The following is a 22958-nucleotide window of genomic DNA, read 5'->3' as shown; positions in this document are numbered from 1 at the left end:
TTTTTATGACTATCTATACTCATGGACTTATTGTTGACTTGAATTCCCTAATCCATTAATTTCCACATGTATTAGTCACAGGCTGCCGGTCCTGCACCCATTTCCTGATATAATCAACAAAGCGTTTCATCGCTGGTGATGCCTCCGCCAGAGACGGAATGGCAATACCCAACTCTATATACCGCGGCGGATCCATTGGCAGTATTTTTACTTTGCCCTTCCACGATGCTGTCATAAGGCGGTTATTGATGCTGACTCCCAGCCCTGCTTCTACCATTCGGTACGTTGTATAGTTATCCAGTGCCGTAAATTGTATATTACGCGTAACACCTTCCCTTTGCAGAACATGCGCCACATCGGTATCCCCGCCCGGCAATGGCTCAATAAATTTTTCCTCTGTCAATGCCGCTAACGGATAGACCTTGCCCTGCGCCAGCCGGTGATCCTCCGGCAGCCATACCACCAGTTCATCATACTGCAAAAATATCCATTCTCCCTGATATTCCCGGCGGCTGATAATGCAACAATCAACTTTCTGCTCATTCAGCAATCCGTACAGCTGTTTATTGTCGCCTTCCAGAATATGAATGCGAATCTGGGGATAGATTGCCTGAAAGGACCGAATAATATCAGGAAGCCAATTGGCAGCTACGCTGTAATAAGCCCCAATCATCAATTCGCCAACTTCCAACCCCTGTATTTGAAGACCCAATTCACGAACACTATCTCCCCGACGCACAAATTCCCGAATAATCGGCAACATACGTTGACCATTTGGCGTCACATCAATTCCCTGAGAACTTCTCGTCAACACCGGAAATCCAAATTCTCGTTCCAATGCATTCACGGCCCGTGTTACTCCTGACGGGGTATACCCTAGTGTTTGCGCCGCGGCCGAAAGACTCCCCGCGGCAATAACCCTAAGCAGTATGCGGCATTTTTCTGTATCCATCGCGCCCCCTTGTTTTGACATTTCATCACATATTCCTTGATTTTTTATCGCTTCTGTCATATCTGTTTTTATACTATACTACAGGTAAACACATTACATTGCAAGGAGGAATCGCATATGAGTTCAAAACATGCTGAACTGCTCTTACTGTTGGTCATCGCTTCCCGGAGCACGTCTTACCTGCTTTCTAAAATAGGGCTGGCCACTATCCCACCCTTGGAATTGCTGGGAATCCGTTTTTCCCTGGCTTTTATCATATTATGCCTTATATTTCACGGAAAGCTGAAGAAAATTACCCGGCAAACCATGGCGGCCGGACTCCTTTTAGGTGCCGTCCTTTTTTCCTGCATGACCCTTGAGGCCTTCAGCTTGACCATGATTGATTTGTCTATGGCTGCTTTTTTGGAAAACACAGCCGTTATTTGGGTACTTCTACTGGAGGCCGTCCTGCTGCGCAGAATTCCCAGCCGGTCTATTCTGTCAGCAGCAGCCGTCATCGTTTGCGGCGTCTTCCTGCTGACTTTGCACGGCACGACGCTCTTCTTTTCGTGGGGAATTGCGCTTTGTCTCGCCGCTTCCATCTGCTATGCGATCTGGATCATTTTGACGGATCGATTTGCCCATACGCTAAATCCTCTGATAATAGGTATACTGCAAATAGGTGTACTGGCCGTCCTCAGCTGTATCAGTACAATTTTGTGGCAGGAGCCATTCTTCCCGACACAACGTATTGAATGGGAAGTAATCCTGACCCTTGTTTTCGTATGTACAATCTTGGGTTTCACATTTCAGCCTGTCGCCCAAAAATATACAAGTGCCACTCATGCCGGCTTATTCACGGCCTTCAATCCTCTCATCGCCGCCGTATTGGGACATACCGTCTTGTCTGAAAACTTCGGCCTTTCCCAGCTTTTTGGCGGCGCCCTGATTTTATCAGGTATTCTTTTCGTTCAGCTGTGTCATCCGTCCTCATCCACTACCTCATTGACAACAGACAAGATTTCCTCCCAAACTACTCTTCCAACTAAGTACTGATAAGATGGTATTTTCTTTACCTATAGGGACTTCTCACGCAAGTGCAAAAAAGGCTCAGACGCCAGCCTGAAACCTTTTTTGATTAAACCACGTTGCCCCGAAAGAGAACCATCCTTGAAAATATTTATATTCCACGATGGCATCCCAGTTGTTCCGTATCCCTACCACTGACTCCGCATCCCCGCGTGTTCTGAACTTGTAATTCTGAAAAGGATCGTCTTGATTCTCAAGAACCGCATTACCGTAGAAATTCCCTCATCCTCCGGTATGTATCACAAATTTCATCGTAGCATATTTTTTCAAAGTTGAGATAGGAATGAACCATATTCGTATAGTTATAAGTTACAGCCCGCACCCCCCTTTCCCGCAGGCGTCTCACATAATCCTGCCCTTCATCACGGAATGGGCAGAATTGTGCTGTAAAAACAAGAGTGGCCGGCATAGCCTCTGTCAATCTGGAAAAAAGAGGCGACACCTTGACTCTATCATCTGCTGGTCTAAAATACTGGCTGAAATACCAGTGCAGCTTTTCTTTCGTAAATCCGGTCTGCTGGCTGCAGTTTTCTTGAACGGAAGCCAGTGAATGTGTCATATCCAAGCACGGATAGATCAAAATCTGATGCGTAAGAGGAACAGAGTCACTGCCCTGGAAGGCAGCACTTACAACGGTAGCCAAATATCCACCAGCGCTGTCTCCGCACACGGTGATATCTCTGGCATACGGAATATGCATTGTCTCCAATTTCGGCAGTATTCGTCTGACAACAGCTTTGGCGTCTGCTTCAGCTGCCGGATATTTATTTTCTGGTGCCAACCGGTATTCCGGTGAAACGACAATATATCCCGTCGCCCTGGCAATACGGCGGCAAACAGGATCATATACGGTCACATTATCAATAGAAAAACCACCTCCATGATAATAAATTAAAACTGGCAAGGCCTTTTCTTTAGACGGTATATATATCCTGACCGGTACATCATACTCTCCACAGCTGTCAAGCACTGTATCTTCTACCCCGGCCAGTTCCACCTTCGGCAATTCCTGGCTTTGTGCCATTACCATCGATCCTTCCCGCATCGTAATCGGTGTCATAACACATTTTTTCTTCATGTTTTTTCGAATAAACGCAGCTAACTCCGGCTTGATCGAGTACATCAAACTCCCCCTGTCCCCTTTTATATTCTCATCATTTTAACATAAAAAAGAATATCCTGCCAACAGAAACCTGCTGCATATACGAATTCATAATTTATATTTTTGAATCAGAGAAATCTTATTCCAAATGGTATATAATATACCTAAGAAAGGAAGTGATAGTATGACATTTCAATCTAAAAAATGGATGGAAGAAATTGCCAATGCCGTAACTCATGGAATTGGAGCCGCTTTATCCATTGCGGCCCTTATCATCATGTTGTATACGGTCCTCACCGATCACGAGGGAATCTGGCACATTTTATCTGCTACGGTATATGGGATCTCCTTGATCCTTTTATATGTAATGAGTACGCTATATCACAGTTTTTTTAAACTGCCGAGAGTCGCACATGTGTTCAAGATATTAGATCATTCTGCTATTTACGTCCTTATTGCGGGATCGTATACACCATTTCTCTGGATTGCTCTCCGTTATTCCTCAGGTCTTGCCGCCTCTGCCATGATATGGCTGCTGGCCGCTGTCGGCATTGTATGGCAATGCTTTAATGTACATAAATTTCATATTGTATCTACACTTTGTTATGTTGCTATGGGATGGATATCCGTCTTATTTCTTCCCCAGCTAATGCACAGCCTCTCCTGGAATGCCATGCTGTGGCTTATTATCGGCGGGCTCAGCTATACAATAGGAACCGTATTTTATCTTTGGAAACGTCTTCCCTTCCAGCACGCAATATGGCATTTATTTGTTCTGGCAGGAAGCGCAGCTCACTTTTACTGCATATATTATTTTGTTCTTCCTCTGGCAGAAGCATAATACGGTTTGCTGCCATTTTTTCAAATAATGGACTTGCACTGGTTGTGATTTAAACTAAAAAACAGTCCCGCTCTGCTGGGGCTGTTTTTTTTACAGCATGACAAACGATACACTCCGCACCGCTATTCCTGGAGATACAATGAACAGCCCCATACGTGATCATTTACTATACCGATAGCCTGTAAAAATGAATATATAATCACAGGTCCTACAAATAAAAACCCTTTTTTCTTTAAATCCCTGCTTATGCATTCTGAAAGCTCATTTTTAGCAGGAATATCTGATTCTATCTGCCAGTGATGTACGATCTGTTTATCCTGTGTATATGACCACAAATAGGAAGCAAAGCTTCCCTGCTCTTTTTGTATGCGCTGGATAGCTGCTGCATTGCCTCGAACAGAATAGATCTTTTGCCTATGTCTCACAACGGTCTGCGTACGAAGAATCTCTTCCAATTCTACATCCTTCATTCGGGCACATGTAGAAATATCAAAATGATGAAAGGCCTGCTGGTATGCTTTTCTCTTCTTTAAGACCGTAAGCCAGGAAAGACCTGCCTGGGCACCTTCCAAGGTGAGCATTTCAAAAAGATAGCGTTCATCACGGCTGGGTACACCCCATTCCTTATCATGATATGTCTGCAGCAAGAGATCTCCTTCTGCCCACGCACAACGCGGTACACTGCCGGACGGTTGCATTGGCTGCTTCATTATAGATTCAACCTCCTTCTGAAAGCTATACTGATAAGATTTTTACCTTATGAATATTGTATCATATCCGGCCACCGTCATCAAACATTCGTTCTGATTGGTAAAAACACTTTCTCCTGCGCAGTTCCGGAGCTCAAAGCGCTATCACCTCTGATGTCGTTGTAATACGACAATAGGCCGCTAAAATGCTTGTGGCTGCTTTATGCAAAATGCATTCAGTAAAATCATCAGTACGTTTCGCGTTGGAAGCATCGGCAATAAATTGAAATGCAAAGCCTTTCCCATATCCCTCAATAATCGTGGCCATACAACACATCGTCGACCCATACCCGGCAATAAAAACCGATACATCCTGCAATTCCTGCATCGCTTTTGCAAAATCTAAATTTGAAAAACAAGAAAAATCATGCTTTAGAAATACCTGTTCATGTTGCTGCGGCATAAAGTCATCTATAAACCCACTGTACGGAGAATCTGCACAAAAAACAGCACGATCTGGGGCAGACTCCAGATGCCGGACATGCCAAATTTCCCAACCGGCATATCGCGCATGATACAAAAGCTGCTTCAAATTTGCAAGGGACGACTCGTTATTCTCTAAGTAGAAAGGTCTTCCCGGTATGATATATTCTTTCTGTAAATCAATAAGCACCAATACATTTTTCATTGCCATCACTCCTAATAGCTTCTTCATTTATAGTAATTTGTTCATATCTAATTATAAATTTTTTTTGACTATATTTGCAAAAGAAATTGATCTGGCAGCTTTATTTTTCAAAGAAAACACGTTACCGATATGTATAAAATAAAACCGGAACAGGAGTGATTTTTTGGATACTATCGATCAGAATATTTTAGATATGCTGCGTCAAAATTCCCGCATACCCATCAACGAACTAGCCATGCAAGTCCATTTAACGCCGCCAGCCGTATCGGCCCGCATAAAAAAATTACAAGCAGACGGCACAATCCGCAGCTTTACAATTCAATTAAACGATGAAATTGAAAATAAAGGCACTACGGCATATATCACATTATTTATGAAATACTCCCGCCACCAGGAGCTGCGCCGTTTTATTCAAGAAAACCTCTTGATCCAAGAAGCTCATCAAATCAGCAGCTGCTAACGCTGCTGGATGCACTGTCACGCTTTGGCACGCATCAGCTTGATATATCGATTGACAAAATCAAATAGCAGCAGTACCCACCCATGTCCGCTGACAGGAAACCTCGCACGAATCCGCCCATCATATATCTTCAGTACGCAGTCGCAGCTTCATAGGCACAGTCTCTGGGATTTCTTCATGAAATCCCAACTGTTGATAGAGCGGATAGCCATCGGCTGTCGCCGTCAATTCCACATAATCCAGTTCCATGCTGCGGGCATCACAGAGAAGCATTTCCATCAGTCTCTTTCCCATACCGAATCTCCTGAACTCAGGTTCGGTATATACATTTAAAATTAATCCCGTCCGGCCATTCATAAAGGCTGGACGGGGTGGTTTCTCCAGGACTAACAGCAGCGCTACGGAACATACCCTGGCAGTTTCATCGGCCGCAATATATGCCATCATATTCTTATTCAAATGTTTTTCAAAATATGCCTGTAATTTGGGAATCAATTGTCCAAGATATCGTTCTGATAATCCCTGATGATATTCATGAAGAAACTGTATCCGTTTCTGGACAATTTCAGGAATATCCGTTTCTATTGCCTGTCTGTACTCCATATTAATCACCTTCATTCATCATGCACACTGCTATATTCTCCTGACCATCCGTTTAAAAAACACCGCAGCAAGACACTGCAGGCTCCTATCGTCCTTTTCCAGAAGATAAGCAATAACCATATATGCTGTATTCTATATCCAATATACCACATAATCATTTTTTGACAATTCCCCATTTTTTATATGTATAAATTTCATATGTAACCTATATAGCATGTTATCTAAAATAAAGCGCCAGACTCTTAATGTACCGTCCGGCGCTTTCCCATTATGCTTCAATATATGCTCACATTACGATTTTAAAAGACATACGTGACCGTACTAATGAACCTCACTGCTCTTCCACTGTTCTGCAGCACCTGTAATATTGGCTACCTTCCAAAATAATTCATCAAAGAATGCAGAATTATTAGCAGTTATATCCTTTGTAATATTTTCACCACTGCCAATTACTTTATCCACCACAATAACACGATTATGCGTACTGGTATACGTCGTGTATTTAACAATATAAGAATCCAATCCGTTAATCGGTGCGTTGGAATTAGCATCCTTGCTTGCTTTGTATATTACGCATCCCAATGCAGACACACTACTCTGCGGATTTGAAAAATAGCAGCTGGACGGATCTACATAATAATTACTATCTGCGTCAGAGCCTACATACGTATATTCTCCATACAGTGGCGCTGGCGCAGATGCGACCTGACTGGCCGGAACCAACGACGTTGCCGCAAAAGCAATGGACGACACAGGGAACAACATAGCTGCGGAAAGCAATATAGCCGCCATACCTGTTTTTCTTATTTTCATAATAATACCTCCTTAAAAAAATCATATAAATCTATTCGTTATATTACTATTTGTTATTATTTTATCACATAGTGTGTTAATAGTCCAGACAAAATGAATATAATTATTATTTATTAATAATTATTAATAAATATTTTTTAACCTTCTATTTTTTACAATTCTAACCACGGCATAAAATAATTCCCAATAAATCTTTTCATAGATTCCTATCTCCTTCAGAAGATAAACCAGATAAAAATAGGTTGAGAGAAGAACCCTTATCGTTGTAATTACAACGGCTTTATAGCACTATATATGATACACTCAAATTGAAAAAATATTATCAGTGTAAAATAAAGGAGGTACTGTATTATGACCAATCCCACTTATTTAAAAAATATTGAAGCCGAAAAGATTTTGCAGTTATCACAACTGACAGAATGCCGTGAAGGCCAGATTATAAGCCGCACTCTGGCTCAAAATCAATTTCTCAGTACTACCGTATTTGCTTTTGCCAAAGGAGAAGAACTGAGTGCACACTCATCTGCCGGAGATGCTATCCTCACTATACTGGAGGGAAAATCTCAAATAATTATAAATGGAATAACTCATCATCTAACCGCCGGGCAAACCATTGTCATGCCAGCACAAATACCGCATGCCGTCACGGCAGAAGAAGATTTCAAAATGTTTCTGATTGTAGTATTTCCACAAAACACTCTATAATTTCCATACGTGTGGATGTTATGATATCAGATTCTATAATTAAATGCGGGGGTAAGACAGACAATCCATGTCCGGTCTTACCCCCATGTTGTATAAAAGGATGTACATAACAGCATCCTTCCGATACAATCAAGCAACCAAACCCGATCAAAAAGGATGATGCCGTATATCCCTAAACGCCGCTATGGCGTTCCCACTGGCGGGCTCCCGCACTACCCTTAGCGCAGCCTTACCAACGACGCCATCAGCGGCAGCATCTCGTAAACAACGCTTTACCGATATTGCCGGCAGATGGATTTAGGGAAAGGCATACTAGCAAGATAACCGTATTAAAACGGATTTGCTTTAGCATTCATAATTTCTCCCACTTTTGAAACTTCATATTGTTTATGACTGCTGCTACACAAAGAAAAAAAGGAACATCCCATTGAATGTTCCTCTAACTTATGTTTTATGACGTCACCCCAACAGTTAACATAGAACCTTAATATATGTATCCATTCATCAAAATTAGTCATTTCTATCTTGATCACAGTATCAGCATATTTAACCCTAGGCATTTTACATATACTGCAGTTACTTTTCATTTAACTCCATCATCTCTTCGGGGCTGGTACTCCATCGATGCTGAAACCATAACCATTCTGTTGGATGTTCTTTAATGAATGTTTCTGTTAACATTGCCATTTTTCGGGTTAAGCAGGCTACATCATGATCAGAATCTCCCGTATCTTCATAATAGATTGCTTCTCCTACCACAATTCGATTATTATGAAATTCATCATGTATCGCAAAAATAGGTAAAATAGGAGAATGAAATTTTTCAGCAAATATTGCTGGTCCAATTGGCGTAGACGCCATTTTACCTAAAAACATTTGTGGTATGCCATAAAAACCGCCATCTTGATCCGCTAAAAAGCCTAATATTTTCTCTTGCTTTAATGCGCGCGCTGCACAAATCATTTCATTTCCACCACGCACAAATACTTTAATTCCCATCATTTCGCGAGTTTCATTCAAAAAACGTGTAACTTGATCATTGGGCTGTTTTTTGACAATAACGGTTACCGGATATCCAAGCAAAGAAGACGCCGCCCCTAACCATTCCCAGTTGCCGATATGCCCAGTTAAAATGATGACTCCCTTTTTTTCGTTTAATGCCGCATCTATTCGTTCCGGATGATCAATAGAAACATAATCCAGAATATTCTTCTGATTCAAATTAGGAGTATAGAGAATCTCCAATACCGATTGGCCCAAATTACGAAACATGTTATCAATAATAAACCGAGCTTGCTTTTCATCACATCCCAAGCCTCGCATAATATGAAATATGCCTCTATTACGCTGTTTTTTGAGCAATTTTTTCAAAATAAAGCCAAATTTTCTCCCAAATACTTTAATAACGGGATATGGTAATTGGCAAATAATTTTGCTTATTCCTTTGATAACATGATACTGCCATTGAACAGACACAAAAAGCCCCTCCCTTATGTACTCCCGCCTAAATTCATATCCACACGGTATGCTGTACTATGATGATCACTGTAATAAATAAAAGGCTGCTGCTGAAACTGATAGAATAATCTCAGAACTTTGAAAGTATATATCAAAATCAGTTCATTGCTATACATTATATCACGTATTACAATATATTTCTCTTTCAATAATCGATACAGTATCACTAAAAAATTGTATATCATGATTAAAGCAAAATAATAGCATTTTACTTTAATCATGATATAGTACAATAAAAAGAAAAGAAATATATACTTTTATTCTTAATTCGTAACGCAAGACAACACCCATAGTCCAACCCGCAAAGAAATCGCCAATTCTGCACAATTATAAAAAAAGTCTAACATAAAAAAAAGAACCTACCGAAGTAGGTTCCATCTCATTCATGGCGGAGAGCGAGGGATTTGAACCCTCGATAGAACGTTCGTCCTATACATGATTTCCAATCTTTTGAGATAAAAACCTATTAAAATGTGTCAATACGCATATCACTTGAAAAAGATAGTGCTTTGTCGTATTGGCACATTTTCCATATTCACTTTTATCGCTATAACATATCATATATTATGATAAATCAATTTATTATGTAGTCATCATGTAGTCAAATAATTGGACAAGACATCAAGCTATTAGGATGTCAATTGTCATATTCCTTCCCATATATAATTCATTAAGATATAAAAGCAGAGTAAATATTTTCATGAGATAAAGTAAATACTATATCATATTTTTATATAAGTTATTAATTTAATGTTTTTTACTAAACCAATTTGCGTCGTAATATAATATTGCTCTTTCGATAATATCAATTATATCGACCATATCCCCATCTTTATTTTCAACAAGGCATTTTGAAACAGATCCCCTGTCGAAATTAATAATGCTATCCATATCGTCCCACTCGTCCATAGTTTCATATTTACATGATGTTTTTTTATTTAATGTATTAAAATGCTTAGAATGGTTACATAGTTCATTAATTATTTTAAAATTACTAGTATTCGTATCTTCATCTGTATTATCATAAATATCTACATAAAATTTTTCTGCATCGGTAGTACCCTTCGCGTTATTCCTAGCGTGGAATCCTGGAGCAATCCACTCCCGCAAATGATTTAACCCCATAATCATAAAAAGCAGTTTGCACATATCTTTATTGTGTTCTTTTTTGTATTTATAAAATGTTATTTTTATCTCATTAAATAAATCCTCTGCTGTAAATAAATCAAAAACTGGTTGCATATAATAACCCCTTTTATCGAATTTAAAGGCATCTTGTAAATTTTGTGATTTATTTTTCTTTGTATTACCATATTAACACGTTGGTTTGCTTTTCCCAAGCTTAATTTGATATAAAAAAAATAAGCCCCGCTCAAAAGCGAGGCAGTTAACACATTCAATGCGTTAAAAAGGTGTTAAAACGTATTAAATTAAGCTTAATGCATCCGCGCATTCCATCATAAAACGATGGCACATAGTGCGCTTTCCTTTATTCCATTCATCCGTACAACGCAGATAATAAATGCCACAAATCAGCAGCTCTACGTCTGCATCCGTAATCTTTGTAATGTCTAAGCCAACCCACTTTGATGCCTCTTGGAATAAAGTAGGAACTTTGTATGGCGAATATTGAATCGCACAAGAAAAGATCACTGCATTTAGCGCATCATTGTCTAATGTGCAGGGAATCTTTGCAAGTTGTGCTTTGGCTATATCATAATACAAGGCTTTGGCATAATCGTACTGGGCTTGCGCGAAAGATGTCTTTTCGATTTTGGCTAAGGTTTGCCATGCCGTATTGAACAAATCCGTTGACGGCGTAAACAAAAATAGTGCTGCATAGATAACGGGATATTTTCCTTTGCACCATTTCACAAAATCAGAAACGGTTCCAGCCCCGGAATAAAATTGAAATAATCCATAGCTGCAACCGTTTTTATCGTCATCATGATGATTAATCCCGCTGGGGTCATTACCGGCTTCGTACTTTTTTACTAAATAAGCTATGTCTGACATATCATTCTCCTTAATTTATTAAAACAGCGTATATATTGGCGCGTAACGAGTCTTTATTATGTCCATGATAAAGTTATCGATAGAAAATATAAAACGTCCTTAAAACGGCACAATAATCATCATATTTTTATCGTTGCTGTCATGTCGATTTCGCTTGGTGATAATTCTACTTCCAACGACACATTTTTATTTACGTTGTGATCGATCGTGATATCGTAATTGTGTTTCATGTCCTTCAGATTGTCGCTGTCGAGATTAATTTCATCCTGTATTGATGTTTGGTCATCTATATCGTGAGAGACAATCAACTTTTTATTTATTTCCATATATACCTCCTACAAAACAGTAACAGGAAAATCCTGTATACCAAATTGGATGCATTCTTCTTCCGTTGCCATATAAATATCAAAGTCAACGGAATCCGTTCCCAGTCTGTCCGTAATGACATATTCATTGCCATTGATAATCACATGGGTTCCCAGCGGAAGCCAGTTGCAAGCTGCCATGCCAACAGATACTTTAACGCCGGATGCCGTAATTCCACCGCCGGTATATGCTGTGCAGATGTATCCCTGACATGTAACAGGGGTTATTGTGAGTAATAGCACTATGGCTATTTGTATGAGCCGTCGAATAAGACCACCTCCGTTTGTGCCCGAAATCAAATTCGGGATCAAAATAATACAGACCGGCAGAAGCGCCAGTCTGCTAAAAATAAAAGCACTCACGTTTGTGAGTGCCTTTGTATATACAATATTTAATTATTTTTCTTCAATCAATACATTATCTTTTTTAATTTTCAAATTCAACGTCAATTTTGTAAATACCTATTTCGATTATTTTAAAAATATTAAAAGAAAAGCCCCGACACAAGGCCGGGGCGAAAGGGGTGTATAGGAAACGCCCGAAGGCGTATGGTATTGAATTAAGCGTTGGTTTCGGCGTAGCTTTTCGCCCACGAAACGCCCGCTTCGGACAATGCAAGAATCGCAATCCACATAGCTTTTGTCCAGCTATGCGTGGAATTGATCTTTGCTTGAATCTTTGCTTTTAGCGTTGTCCATTCAGATTCCGCTACCGTTGCAACAATTGTCGCTGCTGCGGTTTTAACTTCCGCCGAGGTATCAGCCGTCATAGTAATGTCAGCCTCTACGACCGATGCATCAACCGGTGTTGCATTGCCAGTGCCGTTTGTATAGCCATCTAATACGGTCGTAATTGCAACCGCTGTGCCGGAAGTAAGCCCGGTGAGCGTCGCAATACCGTCTGTGCCAGTCGTGCCGGAAATAGCCCCTGCTGTGACTGCAACACCGCTCAATACATTACCGTCTGCGTCCACTACTTTTACTTTTAAATTTGCCATTGTTTTTATCCTCCTGATTGATTGATAAATCTGCCATGCCTGCACAACCGCAGGCCAAATAGCTTGAAATATTGCTTTGACTTTTTTCCAGTACGGCGCTGCCCGTACAAGGAACGATAGGATTGTATTCACTTGTCCACCTTATCCTTTGTTTTTGTCACAATGAAAGAGGCTAATGTGCTGAGAGCGGCAGGCTTTAAATACTCTTTTGAAAAGCTTGTGACAGCGTTACGAATGCGTACCCATGTACTCATACCGCACCGCCAATCACCGCATCATACAGACGTTGAGGAGCCACAAAATCAACTTTAAAGTCTGGCAAGGCAAATCCGATCGGGCCACCTGCTTCGAGTATCCGCGTCCATGTTTCGCTGCACATCATTGTCAGTTCGCCATCAACGGGCGGCTCAAGATTAAACAGCATCTGTACGCCGGCTTCTATGCAACCATGGAACGAATACGGCGTTCCCAGCAATTCACGTGCCTTTTCTTCTGCCGCTGCCAGACTGTTAATTTGCAATGTGACAAACTTACAATCCTGCCCGTCAGTGTATTTGCTAGGCGGGTGCAACCAGCATCCCGGATATTTATCTCCAGCATCACATATGCCCTGTGCTTCGAGCGTGGACCCGAGGATAAGACCGGCAACGTGAGTAATCGTACCATGTTCGACGGCTTTAATGACTTCTGAGTACCACGCATCACCAGAGCAAAATATGAGTGTTATTTTATCTGCCATAAAGTACCTCCGTATCAAATAAGCGGATGATATAGTACGGAATTATCATCCAGCGAATTACAAGATAAAATACAATTATCAAAATTATATACGCCGTCATTATACACTTCATGCCCGGCAAGAAGTTCTTTAGCTTCTCCGTACTTAACTTGTTTGCCGGAAGCTACTTTCTTTATTAATTCATTAATTGTCATGCGATCCCTCCGTTTCCTGTATTTAAGAACAAGATTTGTCGATTTCCTGTACTTAGTAATAGCTAAGTGTTAGAAAATGATATGTTCTGTTCTTAATTAGTCGCCCGCAGGCGAGATATAGGATCACCGTACCTTTCTACTGCATGTCAGCAGTCGGATGATATTGATACCAGACAATGTTACCTCTTAAATTATTACCGCCAGAATATCCTTCTTCGCCTTCCCGCAATACATACAAGTCCCAGCGTTCACAGTCTGCATTCGGCCCGTATGGATCATGCGTAGTAAGCCCGTCAAAGTTATCCGCTGCTTCAGCGTGTGTAAGAACATGCTGGATATCTGGTGGTACTTCCAAGGCGTTGCATAAGACAGCTCCCACTTGTGCCATTTTATTTAGCTGTGCTTCTGTCGGCGGTTCAGGGCCTAAATCAACGGAACTACCAAGTACGGAATTATATGCCGCACATAAAGACACGGCAACGGAACCACTATTACGCATATAGGTAGCGGCTTTGATTTCAGATAAATCTTCTGTTGTGGTATACAATTCACCATCTTTATCGATCAGCAGATGGTAATCATCAAAAAACTGTCCATAATGTCCGGCTGACCAATGATAATATGTTTTGATGCATCTGCCTTGATTGACGGCGGCTTGATTCAACGCATCTTTTGCATTTTCAGCCAAAGATCGTAATTCGCTCAATGTAATTTGTCTCATAATATTCCTTTCTCTAATTTATAAATGAAAGCAGCATAGGAATTGCCGTAGCGCAAGCGTATGTCAATATGGCCATTGCTATCCCTACGCCAAGACTGCGCAACCCGCAGTGCAGCATTTCTGCTTTGGTCGTGTGACTGGTAAAGGTGCCGACCAATAGTACAGCGCATCCGCATACCATCGCTCCGTTAAATACGGCATCGTTGAGCGGGAATATCAGTAACGGAGCGATAGGAAGCATAGCCCCGATCGCAAATGAAAACAGGGAATACAGACCAACTTTAACGGCGTCAATGCGCCTGTCTCCCATTGCCATTAATGAGTTCCATTCATTCAGTGACATAGAGAATGCCCCTGATAGGATATTGACAATGCCCGTAATTAAAATAATGCGTACCGCCATGCCGGCCCCCAATGCACCCAGTACGAATGAAAAGTTCGTACAGATACCATCATTAAAAGCTAGTACAGAAGCCCGCAGCACATTTTTATCCGTGCTTGTTCGTGTCATACGTATCCCCTTTCTGTGATAAAAGATGAATCATCAAATCATCATGGGCGGCTTGCTGCTCCATAATAATCCGCAATTCTGCTTCATTTTTCACATTCACATTGTATGTTTCCTCTGCCAGCATTCTATCTTTAGCCACCTGCCGGTTTTGCGACATAAGCATAATCGGGGCTGTAAATGCAGCTTCGACGGACATACCCAAATTCATGAGTTGGTACGGATATGGGTCAAACAAGTTCCACATAATTTGGATCGTATTTACCAGTATCCATGCCGTAAAAAAGAGAGCTTGGAAAATAAAAAATTTCCAAGTTCCCATAGATTTAACAAATATGTCAGCTGTTTTCTGCCCGAATGTGAGATTTTCTTTATATTCTCGATTGACATTTACCGGCGCATCATGCTCATGGGTGTACGCTGCCGCAGGCCCTTTGTACTGATCTAAATTCATTGGGATCACCTCTATTTGAAAAGCGACGGGAAATAATGCACGATACTAATAAATGATGTGCCAATATTTAGTACTGTCAGCAATACCCCTATAGCGATGCCGATGCCTTCCATTTTGGATATTTTTTTATCATGCGTTTGCAACGTCGTTTCAATGGTTTCAAAGCGATCGTCAGAGGTGTCCTGATATTCTTGCGCATCTTCCTTTACTCCTGTGATTTCTTGCTGAAAATGCTCCTCCCGCAGCACATATTGTTTTTCCCGTTCGGACTGTCTGACAGATAACGCGTCTATCTTAGAGTTTAGTTGTGCAACGGTGCTGAGTACCTCTGCAAGCGATTTATTTGTCTGCTGCTGCCCGTCCACTAATATTTTTGTGACATCATCCACATTGGCGCCTCCTTATTCTTTACAATAATTATGTTTTAATTAGACGCGTTTGTAGCCGTCGTAGTGGTTTCTGTCTGCTCTACATATCGTGGGCATGAGCTGTTTGTGCATGACCCGTCTTCATTTTCTTTGTGCCCACAAACAAAACATCGTTTATCCATTTGTGATCGCCTCCCGTGCTGTCGTATATTCTGATTCTAGCGTAGTATAACTTTCTTTCAGACTTGTTTCTAAATCTGTGTCACCTCGTAATGTAGCGGCTGTCATAGATTGTTGCAGTGATTCAAATTGTGGCTGATATTCTTCGTCAAGAGCCGCCAATTCTTCGTCTTGCTCAGCAGTCTTTGCTTTCGACCAGTAATAATAAAAATTATTTTTTACTTCGTCAAGCAAGCCGTCCATCGTACGCATTTGCAGTGTATAACAAGTAGCTGTAATGGATTGTGTACCATCCGAATTTGTGGTTGTAACAGCATTTTTATAGAGAGATACCAAAGATAACCCAGTCCCCATATCTGATACTTCCACACCGCTATCTGGCATTGCCGTTATTCCTATGTTCATATTGCCATCTCCTTTATCCTCTGTATTCCAATTCCCTTCACATATTTTTGGCTAAAATGATAATTGTTAAAATGCTTAATCTGCCCTAGCCGAGATAATAAGCTCCTAGCTTTACGGGGTGTTGGATTCTTCCTGTACTTCCGTATGGCTCTCATGATAGCTAAAACATTCCTTTTACGCATAAGCGTATATCTGCCGAAATAACGATAACCCAACATGTCTATGCCCCGCACTCGTACCGGAAATATCTGCCAGTTATCTTTTAAATCGAGCCCAAGAGTGCGTAGCGTGCGAATAATACTGAGAACTAATCTGTGAAGTTTGCGTTTGTTGCTGCCAAGAACAATAAAGTCATCGACGTATCGCAAATAGTGGGAGCATCCTGGACTTGATCGGGCCGTCTTGTCTAACTCTGATAGAATAAGATTTGCAAACCATCCTGATGTATAATTTCCTAGTGGTAACGATGGATGACTATATGCAATCTTTTGTATTAAGCTTAAATAACGATTATCTTTAATAAATTTTCTCATTGTTATCATGATTGTTTTTGGCTTAATACTATCGTAGCATTTTCTGACGTCTCCTTTTAAACAATACTTTGTATGTTTAACATCGTCTCGTAGCCATCTCTTAATGGTGTTGTGCCCATAATGTATTCCCTTTCCCTCGATGCCTCCAATACAATATGGATCCAGCCTTTTTAAAATCCTTCCCTTGATTAAATTTATAGCTAAATGATGTACGCATTGATCAGGGAAGAAGACCGGCTTTTCCAATATTCGAGCTTTTTTACTGGGCCTGTCGACGACATGGCATTCCTTATACGGTTTGGGTTGATATGTGCCATCTAATACCATGTTTTTTAGGAAGATGGCATGGATATCAATATTTTGTAAAATACGTTTTACTGATTTGCGGTGATGCTTGCCCTTTGCGGCATCTATAATGGCTCTCCGGCAAGCATCATCCGTGACGGTCTGTTCCGTCAATATATATCCAATTCGTTTCATTCGTGTTATGTTTCAACTCTTTTCGAGGCGTTATACCCTACTAAGCGTTCCGTTTTCAACATTTATTTTTGCCAAGGGGCATGGGCCGTATCAGCTATGTATAACATTCCAAGGGCACCATAGTTCCAATTCGCATTGCCCACATCGTTGTTGAGGTTAGCGTAGAACGGGCCTGCATTCGACCCATTGTTCAGACTCCCGCCAAACAGCACGACTGCTGATACGGCCCGTTTATCTTCTAAAAGACCGTGGGAGCTGATCGCCCCCACCGCCTCTATTACGGGATAAACACGCCAAGGGCACCAAAGTTCCAACTCGCATAGCCCACAACGCCGTTGAGGCTAGCGCAGAACGGGCCTGCACCCGACCCACTGCCCAGACACCCGCCAAACAGCACGACTTTAGCGTTCGTGTCTGTATTAGTGTAGTAATAATCTCCTACCGGAACTGCGCTTGAGCCGCCGACGGTTGCCGGCAGTAATATATGGGGATAATTACTATCATAGCCAAATGTACTGATATATCCAGATGATGAACAATATGTCCCGTCATATTTTACCCACCCTTTGGACAATGCATCACTATCAGATGATGGCCATGCATACTGCGTATCTGGTGTCGGATTGATGTATATATTGGAACCAATACGGCAAGCGCCAGATAATAATTTATAATCGTTTCCATAAAAATTTTCAATTCCCATTGTGAGGATGGAGCGTTTTCCGTCTGTGCCTGCACTTACAGCTCCGTCTTGCCCTAACACGGTATCTGTGCCGCCAGATTCAAAGCAACTTGTTTCAATAGTGGTTGAGCCGGACGTCGTATTAAAAGTAGTCCCTGAGGTTACTGTAATCGCCATATTGCTGGTATCGTATGTTGCAATGGCACTAATAGGCCACCAGTAACCCGATCCAACGGATGATATATGTACTAGCGTTCCCACAGAAAATTTAGCCGCATCTGTGTTGCTGACAATGATACGAGATGCACCGGATTCTGTCACGGTAGCTGTCCCTGTCGCGTATATATTGACAACACCTTGACCCACTGAATTTTGCCAGTTAAGGGAATTGTATTTAATGCATCCAATATGCTGTAACCATGACACGTCATTAATCCCGCCAACTCGTAATCCTTTGGCACGTGCCAACGTTTCAAAATTATTCTCCGTGATGCTGATTTTCGGCGGTTTACCTGATCGAGAGCAAATACCGCCGTTCCCATCGTCACACCACCCGTATTTTGTAATGCCAATATAATCATGCAGTACGCCGCCTCGATAGTGCATCGGAGACGGGCTAAAATTAGCGTATTCTTTTGTAGATACTAGCTTTGTCTCGGCACCCACGGAATCCGTTGCGATACGTTGGAAGTATCCTTTCGGGAACATATGGAATACATCCGCCCCGTAAGAATCGTCATTTTTGTAGGTATCAAATGCACTCGTGCCTTCGTAGGCTACAATCTTTGCTGTACTCGATGCACTGTCATATTTCACTAATACATCAAATCCGTTCCAGACGGATTTACCCGTAAATTGATCTGTCCCCGCTGCCGCATCCGTAGAAGGTGCCCATGATAGCCCAGAAGAAGCATACAAGCGTGTCCCCGTATAGTTAACTCCGTCAAAAGAAGACCCGTATATATTCTTATCTGCACCCACCAGCGCGTCTACTTCCGTTTTGGTATAGTAATTATTCCAATTCACCTGATAGCGTTCTATGACCCAATTTGTCCCATCGCTCAATAATCCACATACTACACCGGATGGTAACGACATTGCACTTAAAGAGGTTCCATTCGGCCCGTCAAAGATTCCAGACGGTGTACTTAGTGTCATAGCAACAGAACCAGCATTACGTACCAATAGCGTATGCCCTGGCGCTGTAGGAGCGGGGAGTGTTACAGTATACGTTGTGCTACCAGACAGTACCACGCAGCTTTCCAACTGATAGTCTGCGATTGTTGCCGCTGCGGATACAGAAATAATCGGCATCAGGTCATAGGCATTTTTAATCTCCCATATAACTGTACCATCCGTGACTGTTGTATTAACTGCTGTCCATGTAGGTGCTGCACTTGCTGTTGTGCCAGCTGTTTTACATACAAGCCTTAGGGATTTAGATAAGCCATCTGCACCCAATACTACGTCCCCAACGGCATAGGCTGTGGCGTTTTGACGATACAATTTAGCTACGTTTGCCGCTGCGTTCGCACTGGCAGCTGCTGCAGCAGCGGAACTTGCGGCGTTTGTAGCGTATTGACTTGCAGCTTGCTCTGCCGCCTCTATGGATGGAAAATTAACGGAATATGCAAGATTAACCCATGATGTTATTCCGTCTCCTATTTTAATGTTTACTAACGTTGTTCCGGTAAGTATTTCCGCCGCCCATTCTCCGGATGCTAATACTGGATTATTAGCTGTCCAATTCGCTGTCGTATCGCGGCGAATTCTAATCGTAACATTAGCCATTACTCACTGCGCCTCCTCCGTCTAAAATTATTTGAGTTCCCACTGTAGAATCGCCGCCATCTATATCATAAAATATGGAATCGGCATATGATTTAGCTTCTTCTGCACTATTAGCAGCATTTTGTTCCGAAGTTTGAGCCCCTGATTCGGCTTGTTGTGCTCCTGATTCAGCCTCTTCTGACCTTACTTGTGCAGCAAGAGCCGCGTCCTTTGCAAGGGATGCTACAATGTCCGATGTGTTAATTGTTAGATCAATTGTTGATCCATCCGTTAAATTAATCGTAATCATTGCGTCACTTCCCTTACCATCCGAATAAATAGGGTTTCACTGCTTATAATAATTCCATCTGTCGTTGTATATTTAAAATCAAGATATGCACCTGCCAATGGCCAGTTTTCTGTGCTATCGGGAGAAACCATTGTATATGTTCCTGCCGTAGCTGTTTCGGCGATGACAAGTGTACTTAATAAAGCACCCGCGCTATCTCTAACCTGCGCTTTTAATTGATTGGCAATGCCAGTAATAGGCGTGGATCCGTCTTGGATTGAAAAGCTGTTGGCAAGTGTAGCTCCCTGCTTTAACGTGATTTGTTTTAGACATGTCATATATGCCACCTATATTATTACGTAATACTAATTGAGATAGCAGTTACTTCAGCCGCCGTAGTGCAAGCGTTAATCTTAGACTGTAATGCCCATACTTGCGCTTTGATTGCTTTATATCGGGTAATCCAATCAGTACATAATGTAATAAGCTGTGCTGCCGTAAGGTATATTTCTTCTTTTGATGCTGTTGCAGATGCTTTGGCTCTAATTGGAAAACCGCTCGCAAACTGCGTATTAAATTCTGTCACATTGGCAGATGCTAATGCTGCCGATGTCTGTATCTCGGTCTGAGTATATGTATCGCTGTCATAAATCAATGCCGTCCCATTTGCTGACGATGTGAATCCTGATACATATGCCGTACCTGCTACTGAATTAATGCTTGCTAATGCTGTGGCTTTGGCACTTTCCAATTGTTCAGTATCAGAAGCTACGTACTCGACGGGCTTTCCGGTAGTCATATCCCTCACGCAGCCGGAAAGATACTGATTGTAAACGTCCGCTGTCACAATCTCAACTACAGCGGTGTCCGTAAACTTGTTTTTGGCACTGGCTATTATATCTGCAGCTTTGCTGTCATCCGGACCACAAGAGGATATATCGCATCCTATGCGCTTCCCGGCACTGTCAAACGCACATACATAATATTTAACGTTACTTGTAAAACCCATATCGTCATCTCCTGTATAATTAAAATAAAAAAGGTGTGTGATACTATGCGTAAGCCTAACGGCTACGGCAGCATCAAAAAATTATCCGGCAACCGGCGGCGGCCGTTTGTTTTTTGCGTGTCTGAAGACGGACGACAAAAGCCGGTGGAATATTTTACCAACCAAGTGGACGCGGAAATTTATCAGGCAGATTACAACAAAATCCATTATCATCGCTCCCTTCCAGGCCATAAAGTTACATTTGCAGAATTATATCATCGCTGGCTCCCGGCCCATATTGAACATTACAATCCATCAACCAGTGCAATTAACAGTTATCATAATGCATATCGTCACTGTCAAACCTTGCATTACATGCCCTATTCGGACATCAAATATCAGCACCTGCAGATGATTATGGATGGCATGCGAAAAAGCGGGCTCTCTTATAGTAGTTGTAAAAAAGTCCGCTCTCTAATATCTTTAATCTCAAAATATGCAATTAAACTAGAATATACAAATAAAAATTATGCAACCTTGCTTAATATTGGCCGTAATAAACCTGCTCGACCACACAAACCCTTTACCCGTCAAAAAATCAACCGTCTTTGGCAGCATGTTGATATCCCCGGCGTCGATACAATTTTAATTCTACTTTATACTGGAATGCGTTGCGGTGAATTACTGGCTCTTGAAAAGCAATATGTCAATCTACGTCAACGTTATATCCGAATTGTAAAGAGTAAAACCAAATCAGGGCTACGCATTATTCCCATTCACGATCGCATATTGCCGCTCATCGAAAAACGTATGGCAATGAGCGGATCAACTCTTATTAGTGATCCAGACGGGCAACCATACAATTATAGCCGGTACTGTACGCTTTGGAACAATGCCATGCAGGTCATCCACGCTGACAACCATACAACTCACGATTGCCGGCATACCGTTGCAACCCTTTTAGATAATGCGGGTGCTAACGAAAATGCCAAGCGGCGCATTCTCGGTCATGCCACCGGTGACGTAACAGATCGGGTATATACTCATAAAGGACTTAGACAACTCCGCAAAGCCATTACGTTACTCAAATAGTGTTACTACTGCGATACCAGTAAAGAGAGCCTATACCTGCCATTGATGCCTATTTTTTATATATTTATGGTGTTACTAATAGATACTAACAAAGACAGCCAATTTGACCTATATTTTCACTTTTCTTTATGGAGATATTGTCATACTTGGCTGTCTTCTCTTTTTCTCATTTACATAAAATAGATGAGAATGCACTGCTTTCCCCTTTCTTTGTATATGAGTTACAAATTTTATACAGTGGGTATCTACCGAAGCTCCTGCCGGAAGTGCATCAACCGCAACACTTCCCATTGCTTACACGCAATGGTATAAAATTGTCGCAACTGGAGTTGTAAGCAGTGCCGATTCGGATTTCAAACAAACTGTAGCCATCTTGAAGGACTATAACATGTCGCTGAGTGGATTTGCACTGCGCTCATCTGGGGCCGATAGGCCAGCGGCGCACTGCATAACCATCGGCATATAGACAGTGGGGAAATTACGATGCAATGCCTATTGATGCTACAACAAGAAAGATTGCTTTTAATATCTCAATGACGCATCTATGGAGTACAGTTACACCTAATTGTTATGACATTCCTAATATTGTCATTTCTCCTTATATTGGAAATGCTGATAGTTCTGGAATTTATGTTTTGATAGATTGTGAACTGGGTCAAGGATATACGTCAGGATCAGCAACATCTAACATTTTATGGATGTCCCTTGGCAAGTAAACAGTGGGGATTGTTTAGTAT

30 protein-coding genes are annotated in these 22958 nt (G+C 41.6%); 5 read left to right on the top strand and 25 right to left on the bottom strand.

The window, feature by feature from the left end; all coding sequences use genetic code 11:
- Positions 1 to 55: 55 nt before the first annotated feature.
- The gene (locus AB840_RS03895; RefSeq protein ID WP_048513524.1) at positions 56 to 952 is read right to left on the bottom strand and encodes a LysR family transcriptional regulator; all 897 of its coding nucleotides are present in this window, start codon (positions 950 to 952) and stop codon (positions 56 to 58) included.
- Between the two features lie 117 nt (positions 953 to 1069).
- Between AB840_RS03895 and AB840_RS03890 the strand changes: the two genes are divergently transcribed.
- Positions 1070 to 1987, top strand: coding sequence for a DMT family transporter (locus AB840_RS03890; RefSeq protein WP_072061751.1), 918 nt, complete (start codon positions 1070 to 1072; stop codon positions 1985 to 1987).
- 238 nt (positions 1988 to 2225) lie between these two features.
- Here AB840_RS03890 and AB840_RS03885 read toward each other — a convergent pair whose 3' ends face one another.
- Positions 2226 to 3143 (bottom strand): alpha/beta hydrolase, encoded by a 918-nt coding sequence (locus AB840_RS03885; protein WP_048513523.1) that lies wholly within the window; start codon positions 3141 to 3143, stop codon positions 2226 to 2228.
- Between the two features lie 163 nt (positions 3144 to 3306).
- On the opposite strand from AB840_RS03885, the gene trhA reads away from it, so the two are divergent.
- Entirely contained in the window at positions 3307 to 3963 is a 657-nt protein-coding gene (gene trhA / locus AB840_RS03880) for a PAQR family membrane homeostasis protein TrhA (protein ID WP_200809907.1), read from the top strand.
- A 122-nt stretch (positions 3964 to 4085) separates the two neighbouring features.
- Here trhA and AB840_RS03875 read toward each other — a convergent pair whose 3' ends face one another.
- Together AB840_RS03875 and AB840_RS03870 are read right to left on the bottom strand one after the other, a co-directional pair.
- Positions 4086 to 4673, bottom strand: coding sequence for a DNA-3-methyladenine glycosylase I (locus tag AB840_RS03875; RefSeq protein WP_234984850.1), 588 nt, complete (start codon positions 4671 to 4673; stop codon positions 4086 to 4088).
- Between the two features lie 133 nt (positions 4674 to 4806).
- Entirely contained in the window at positions 4807 to 5340 is a 534-nt protein-coding gene (locus AB840_RS03870; protein WP_048513522.1) for a cysteine hydrolase family protein, read from the bottom strand.
- 163 nt (positions 5341 to 5503) lie between these two features.
- Here AB840_RS03870 and AB840_RS03865 point away from each other — a divergent pair, with 163 nt between their 5' ends.
- Entirely contained in the window at positions 5504 to 5800 is a 297-nt protein-coding gene (locus tag AB840_RS03865) for an Lrp/AsnC family transcriptional regulator (RefSeq protein ID WP_048513521.1), read from the top strand.
- Positions 5801 to 5920: 120 nt separating this feature from the next.
- Here AB840_RS03865 and AB840_RS03860 read toward each other — a convergent pair whose 3' ends face one another.
- Positions 5921 to 6403, bottom strand: a complete 483-nt coding sequence (locus tag AB840_RS03860) for a GNAT family N-acetyltransferase (protein WP_159445786.1) — start codon at positions 6401 to 6403, stop codon at positions 5921 to 5923.
- Positions 6404 to 6724: 321 nt separating this feature from the next.
- Positions 6725 to 7216: a hypothetical protein gene (locus AB840_RS03855; RefSeq protein ID WP_048513519.1), complete on the bottom strand. Its 492-nt coding sequence runs from the start codon at positions 7214 to 7216 to the stop codon at positions 6725 to 6727.
- 351 nt (positions 7217 to 7567) lie between these two features.
- Between AB840_RS03855 and AB840_RS03850 the strand changes: the two genes are divergently transcribed.
- Positions 7568 to 7921 carry a cupin domain-containing protein gene (locus AB840_RS03850; protein WP_048513518.1) on the top strand — a complete coding sequence of 118 codons (354 nt, stop codon included), beginning with the start codon at positions 7568 to 7570 and terminating at the stop codon, positions 7919 to 7921.
- 576 nt (positions 7922 to 8497) lie between these two features.
- Here AB840_RS03850 and AB840_RS03840 read toward each other — a convergent pair.
- From AB840_RS03840 to AB840_RS03740, 19 genes are all read right to left on the bottom strand, one after another.
- A complete protein-coding gene (locus AB840_RS03840; RefSeq protein WP_048513516.1) occupies positions 8498 to 9397 on the bottom strand; it encodes a lysophospholipid acyltransferase family protein in 900 nt (299 codons plus the stop codon).
- A 789-nt stretch (positions 9398 to 10186) separates the two neighbouring features.
- Positions 10187 to 10681, bottom strand: coding sequence for a hypothetical protein (locus AB840_RS03830; protein ID WP_048513514.1), 495 nt, complete (start codon positions 10679 to 10681; stop codon positions 10187 to 10189).
- Between the two features lie 183 nt (positions 10682 to 10864).
- The gene (locus AB840_RS03825; protein WP_048513513.1) at positions 10865 to 11455 is read right to left on the bottom strand and encodes a VgrG-related protein; all 591 of its coding nucleotides are present in this window, start codon (positions 11453 to 11455) and stop codon (positions 10865 to 10867) included.
- 119 nt (positions 11456 to 11574) lie between these two features.
- Positions 11575 to 11781 (bottom strand): hypothetical protein, encoded by a 207-nt coding sequence (locus AB840_RS03820; protein ID WP_048513512.1) that lies wholly within the window; start codon positions 11779 to 11781, stop codon positions 11575 to 11577.
- A 9-nt stretch (positions 11782 to 11790) separates the two neighbouring features.
- Complete coding sequence (locus AB840_RS03815; RefSeq protein WP_152669409.1) at positions 11791 to 12183, bottom strand: hypothetical protein; 393 nt, start codon at positions 12181 to 12183, stop codon at positions 11791 to 11793.
- Between the two features lie 197 nt (positions 12184 to 12380).
- The gene (locus AB840_RS03805) at positions 12381 to 12818 is read right to left on the bottom strand and encodes a hypothetical protein (RefSeq protein ID WP_048513509.1); all 438 of its coding nucleotides are present in this window, start codon (positions 12816 to 12818) and stop codon (positions 12381 to 12383) included.
- A 128-nt stretch (positions 12819 to 12946) separates the two neighbouring features.
- Positions 12947 to 13072, bottom strand: coding sequence for a hypothetical protein (locus tag AB840_RS18065; protein WP_268776065.1), 126 nt, complete (start codon positions 13070 to 13072; stop codon positions 12947 to 12949).
- Positions 13069 to 13557, bottom strand: a complete 489-nt coding sequence (locus tag AB840_RS03800; RefSeq protein WP_048513508.1) for a hypothetical protein — start codon at positions 13555 to 13557, stop codon at positions 13069 to 13071. The genes AB840_RS18065 and AB840_RS03800 overlap by 4 nt, the downstream gene beginning before the upstream one ends.
- 14 nt (positions 13558 to 13571) lie before the next feature.
- A complete protein-coding gene (locus AB840_RS03795; RefSeq protein ID WP_048513507.1) occupies positions 13572 to 13751 on the bottom strand; it encodes a hypothetical protein in 180 nt (59 codons plus the stop codon).
- 136 nt (positions 13752 to 13887) lie between these two features.
- Complete coding sequence (locus AB840_RS03790) at positions 13888 to 14472, bottom strand: peptidoglycan recognition protein family protein (protein ID WP_053078132.1); 585 nt, start codon at positions 14470 to 14472, stop codon at positions 13888 to 13890.
- A gap of 13 nt (positions 14473 to 14485) precedes the next feature.
- Positions 14486 to 14983, bottom strand: coding sequence for a VIT1/CCC1 transporter family protein (locus AB840_RS03785; protein WP_048513506.1), 498 nt, complete (start codon positions 14981 to 14983; stop codon positions 14486 to 14488).
- Positions 14961 to 15434 (bottom strand): DUF1003 domain-containing protein, encoded by a 474-nt coding sequence (locus AB840_RS03780; protein ID WP_048513505.1) that lies wholly within the window; start codon positions 15432 to 15434, stop codon positions 14961 to 14963. Before AB840_RS03780 ends, AB840_RS03785 begins: the two co-directional genes overlap by 23 nt.
- A gap of 11 nt (positions 15435 to 15445) precedes the next feature.
- Positions 15446 to 15823, bottom strand: coding sequence for a hypothetical protein (locus tag AB840_RS03775; protein ID WP_048513504.1), 378 nt, complete (start codon positions 15821 to 15823; stop codon positions 15446 to 15448).
- 153 nt (positions 15824 to 15976) lie between these two features.
- Positions 15977 to 16387 (bottom strand): hypothetical protein, encoded by a 411-nt coding sequence (locus AB840_RS03770; protein WP_048513503.1) that lies wholly within the window; start codon positions 16385 to 16387, stop codon positions 15977 to 15979.
- Positions 16384 to 17400, bottom strand: coding sequence for an RNA-directed DNA polymerase (locus AB840_RS03765; RefSeq protein ID WP_048513502.1), 1017 nt, complete (start codon positions 17398 to 17400; stop codon positions 16384 to 16386). Before AB840_RS03765 ends, AB840_RS03770 begins: the two co-directional genes overlap by 4 nt.
- A 277-nt stretch (positions 17401 to 17677) precedes the next feature.
- On the bottom strand, positions 17678 to 19873 hold the full coding sequence (locus AB840_RS03755) for a hyaluronate lyase N-terminal domain-containing protein (protein ID WP_048513500.1): 2196 nt from the start codon (positions 19871 to 19873) through the stop codon (positions 17678 to 17680).
- Positions 19866 to 20162 (bottom strand): hypothetical protein, encoded by a 297-nt coding sequence (locus AB840_RS03750; RefSeq protein WP_048513499.1) that lies wholly within the window; start codon positions 20160 to 20162, stop codon positions 19866 to 19868. Before AB840_RS03750 ends, AB840_RS03755 begins: the two co-directional genes overlap by 8 nt.
- Positions 20159 to 20479 (bottom strand): hypothetical protein, encoded by a 321-nt coding sequence (locus tag AB840_RS03745; protein WP_048513498.1) that lies wholly within the window; start codon positions 20477 to 20479, stop codon positions 20159 to 20161. The genes AB840_RS03750 and AB840_RS03745 overlap by 4 nt, the downstream gene beginning before the upstream one ends.
- 17 nt (positions 20480 to 20496) lie before the next feature.
- On the bottom strand, positions 20497 to 21150 hold the full coding sequence (locus tag AB840_RS03740) for a hypothetical protein (protein ID WP_048513497.1): 654 nt from the start codon (positions 21148 to 21150) through the stop codon (positions 20497 to 20499).
- A 45-nt stretch (positions 21151 to 21195) separates the two neighbouring features.
- Between AB840_RS03740 and AB840_RS03735 the strand changes: the two genes are divergently transcribed.
- A complete protein-coding gene (locus AB840_RS03735; protein WP_048513496.1) occupies positions 21196 to 22221 on the top strand; it encodes a tyrosine-type recombinase/integrase in 1026 nt (341 codons plus the stop codon).
- The last annotated feature ends 737 nt before the right edge of the window (positions 22222 to 22958 follow it).

Source organism: Megasphaera cerevisiae DSM 20462, from assembly GCF_001045675.1.
Lineage (GTDB): Bacteria > Bacillota > Negativicutes > Veillonellales > Megasphaeraceae > Megasphaera > Megasphaera cerevisiae.
This window is presented reverse-complemented; position numbering and strand designations above follow the sequence as displayed.

Coding starts and splice junctions, on each gene's coding strand:
- AB840_RS03895 (WP_048513524.1), bottom strand. CDS start 952: ATGGATACAGAAAAATGCCGCATACTGCTTAGGGTTATTGCCGCGGGG.
- AB840_RS03890 (WP_072061751.1), top strand. CDS start 1,070: ATGAGTTCAAAACATGCTGAACTGCTCTTACTGTTGGTCATCGCTTCC.
- AB840_RS03885 (WP_048513523.1), bottom strand. CDS start 3,143: ATGTACTCGATCAAGCCGGAGTTAGCTGCGTTTATTCGAAAAAACATG.
- trhA (WP_200809907.1), top strand. CDS start 3,307: ATGACATTTCAATCTAAAAAATGGATGGAAGAAATTGCCAATGCCGTA.
- AB840_RS03875 (WP_234984850.1), bottom strand. CDS start 4,673: ATGAAGCAGCCAATGCAACCGTCCGGCAGTGTACCGCGTTGTGCGTGG.
- AB840_RS03870 (WP_048513522.1), bottom strand. CDS start 5,340: ATGAAAAATGTATTGGTGCTTATTGATTTACAGAAAGAATATATCATA.
- AB840_RS03860 (WP_159445786.1), bottom strand. CDS start 6,403: ATGGAGTACAGACAGGCAATAGAAACGGATATTCCTGAAATTGTCCAG.
- AB840_RS03855 (WP_048513519.1), bottom strand. CDS start 7,216: ATGAAAATAAGAAAAACAGGTATGGCGGCTATATTGCTTTCCGCAGCT.
- AB840_RS03850 (WP_048513518.1), top strand. CDS start 7,568: ATGACCAATCCCACTTATTTAAAAAATATTGAAGCCGAAAAGATTTTG.
- AB840_RS03830 (WP_048513514.1), bottom strand. CDS start 10,681: ATGCAACCAGTTTTTGATTTATTTACAGCAGAGGATTTATTTAATGAG.
- AB840_RS03825 (WP_048513513.1), bottom strand. CDS start 11,455: ATGTCAGACATAGCTTATTTAGTAAAAAAGTACGAAGCCGGTAATGAC.
- AB840_RS03820 (WP_048513512.1), bottom strand. CDS start 11,781: ATGGAAATAAATAAAAAGTTGATTGTCTCTCACGATATAGATGACCAA.
- AB840_RS03805 (WP_048513509.1), bottom strand. CDS start 12,818: ATGGCAAATTTAAAAGTAAAAGTAGTGGACGCAGACGGTAATGTATTG.
- AB840_RS18065 (WP_268776065.1), bottom strand. CDS start 13,072: ATGAGTACATGGGTACGCATTCGTAACGCTGTCACAAGCTTTTCAAAA.
- AB840_RS03800 (WP_048513508.1), bottom strand. CDS start 13,557: ATGGCAGATAAAATAACACTCATATTTTGCTCTGGTGATGCGTGGTAC.
- AB840_RS03795 (WP_048513507.1), bottom strand. CDS start 13,751: ATGACAATTAATGAATTAATAAAGAAAGTAGCTTCCGGCAAACAAGTT.
- AB840_RS03790 (WP_053078132.1), bottom strand. CDS start 14,472: ATGAGACAAATTACATTGAGCGAATTACGATCTTTGGCTGAAAATGCA.
- AB840_RS03785 (WP_048513506.1), bottom strand. CDS start 14,983: ATGACACGAACAAGCACGGATAAAAATGTGCTGCGGGCTTCTGTACTA.
- AB840_RS03780 (WP_048513505.1), bottom strand. CDS start 15,434: ATGAATTTAGATCAGTACAAAGGGCCTGCGGCAGCGTACACCCATGAG.
- AB840_RS03770 (WP_048513503.1), bottom strand. CDS start 16,387: ATGAACATAGGAATAACGGCAATGCCAGATAGCGGTGTGGAAGTATCA.
- AB840_RS03765 (WP_048513502.1), bottom strand. CDS start 17,400: ATGAAACGAATTGGATATATATTGACGGAACAGACCGTCACGGATGAT.
- AB840_RS03755 (WP_048513500.1), bottom strand. CDS start 19,873: ATGGCTAATGTTACGATTAGAATTCGCCGCGATACGACAGCGAATTGG.
- AB840_RS03750 (WP_048513499.1), bottom strand. CDS start 20,162: ATGATTACGATTAATTTAACGGATGGATCAACAATTGATCTAACAATT.
- AB840_RS03745 (WP_048513498.1), bottom strand. CDS start 20,479: ATGACATGTCTAAAACAAATCACGTTAAAGCAGGGAGCTACACTTGCC.
- AB840_RS03740 (WP_048513497.1), bottom strand. CDS start 21,150: ATGGGTTTTACAAGTAACGTTAAATATTATGTATGTGCGTTTGACAGT.
- AB840_RS03735 (WP_048513496.1), top strand. CDS start 21,196: ATGCGTAAGCCTAACGGCTACGGCAGCATCAAAAAATTATCCGGCAAC.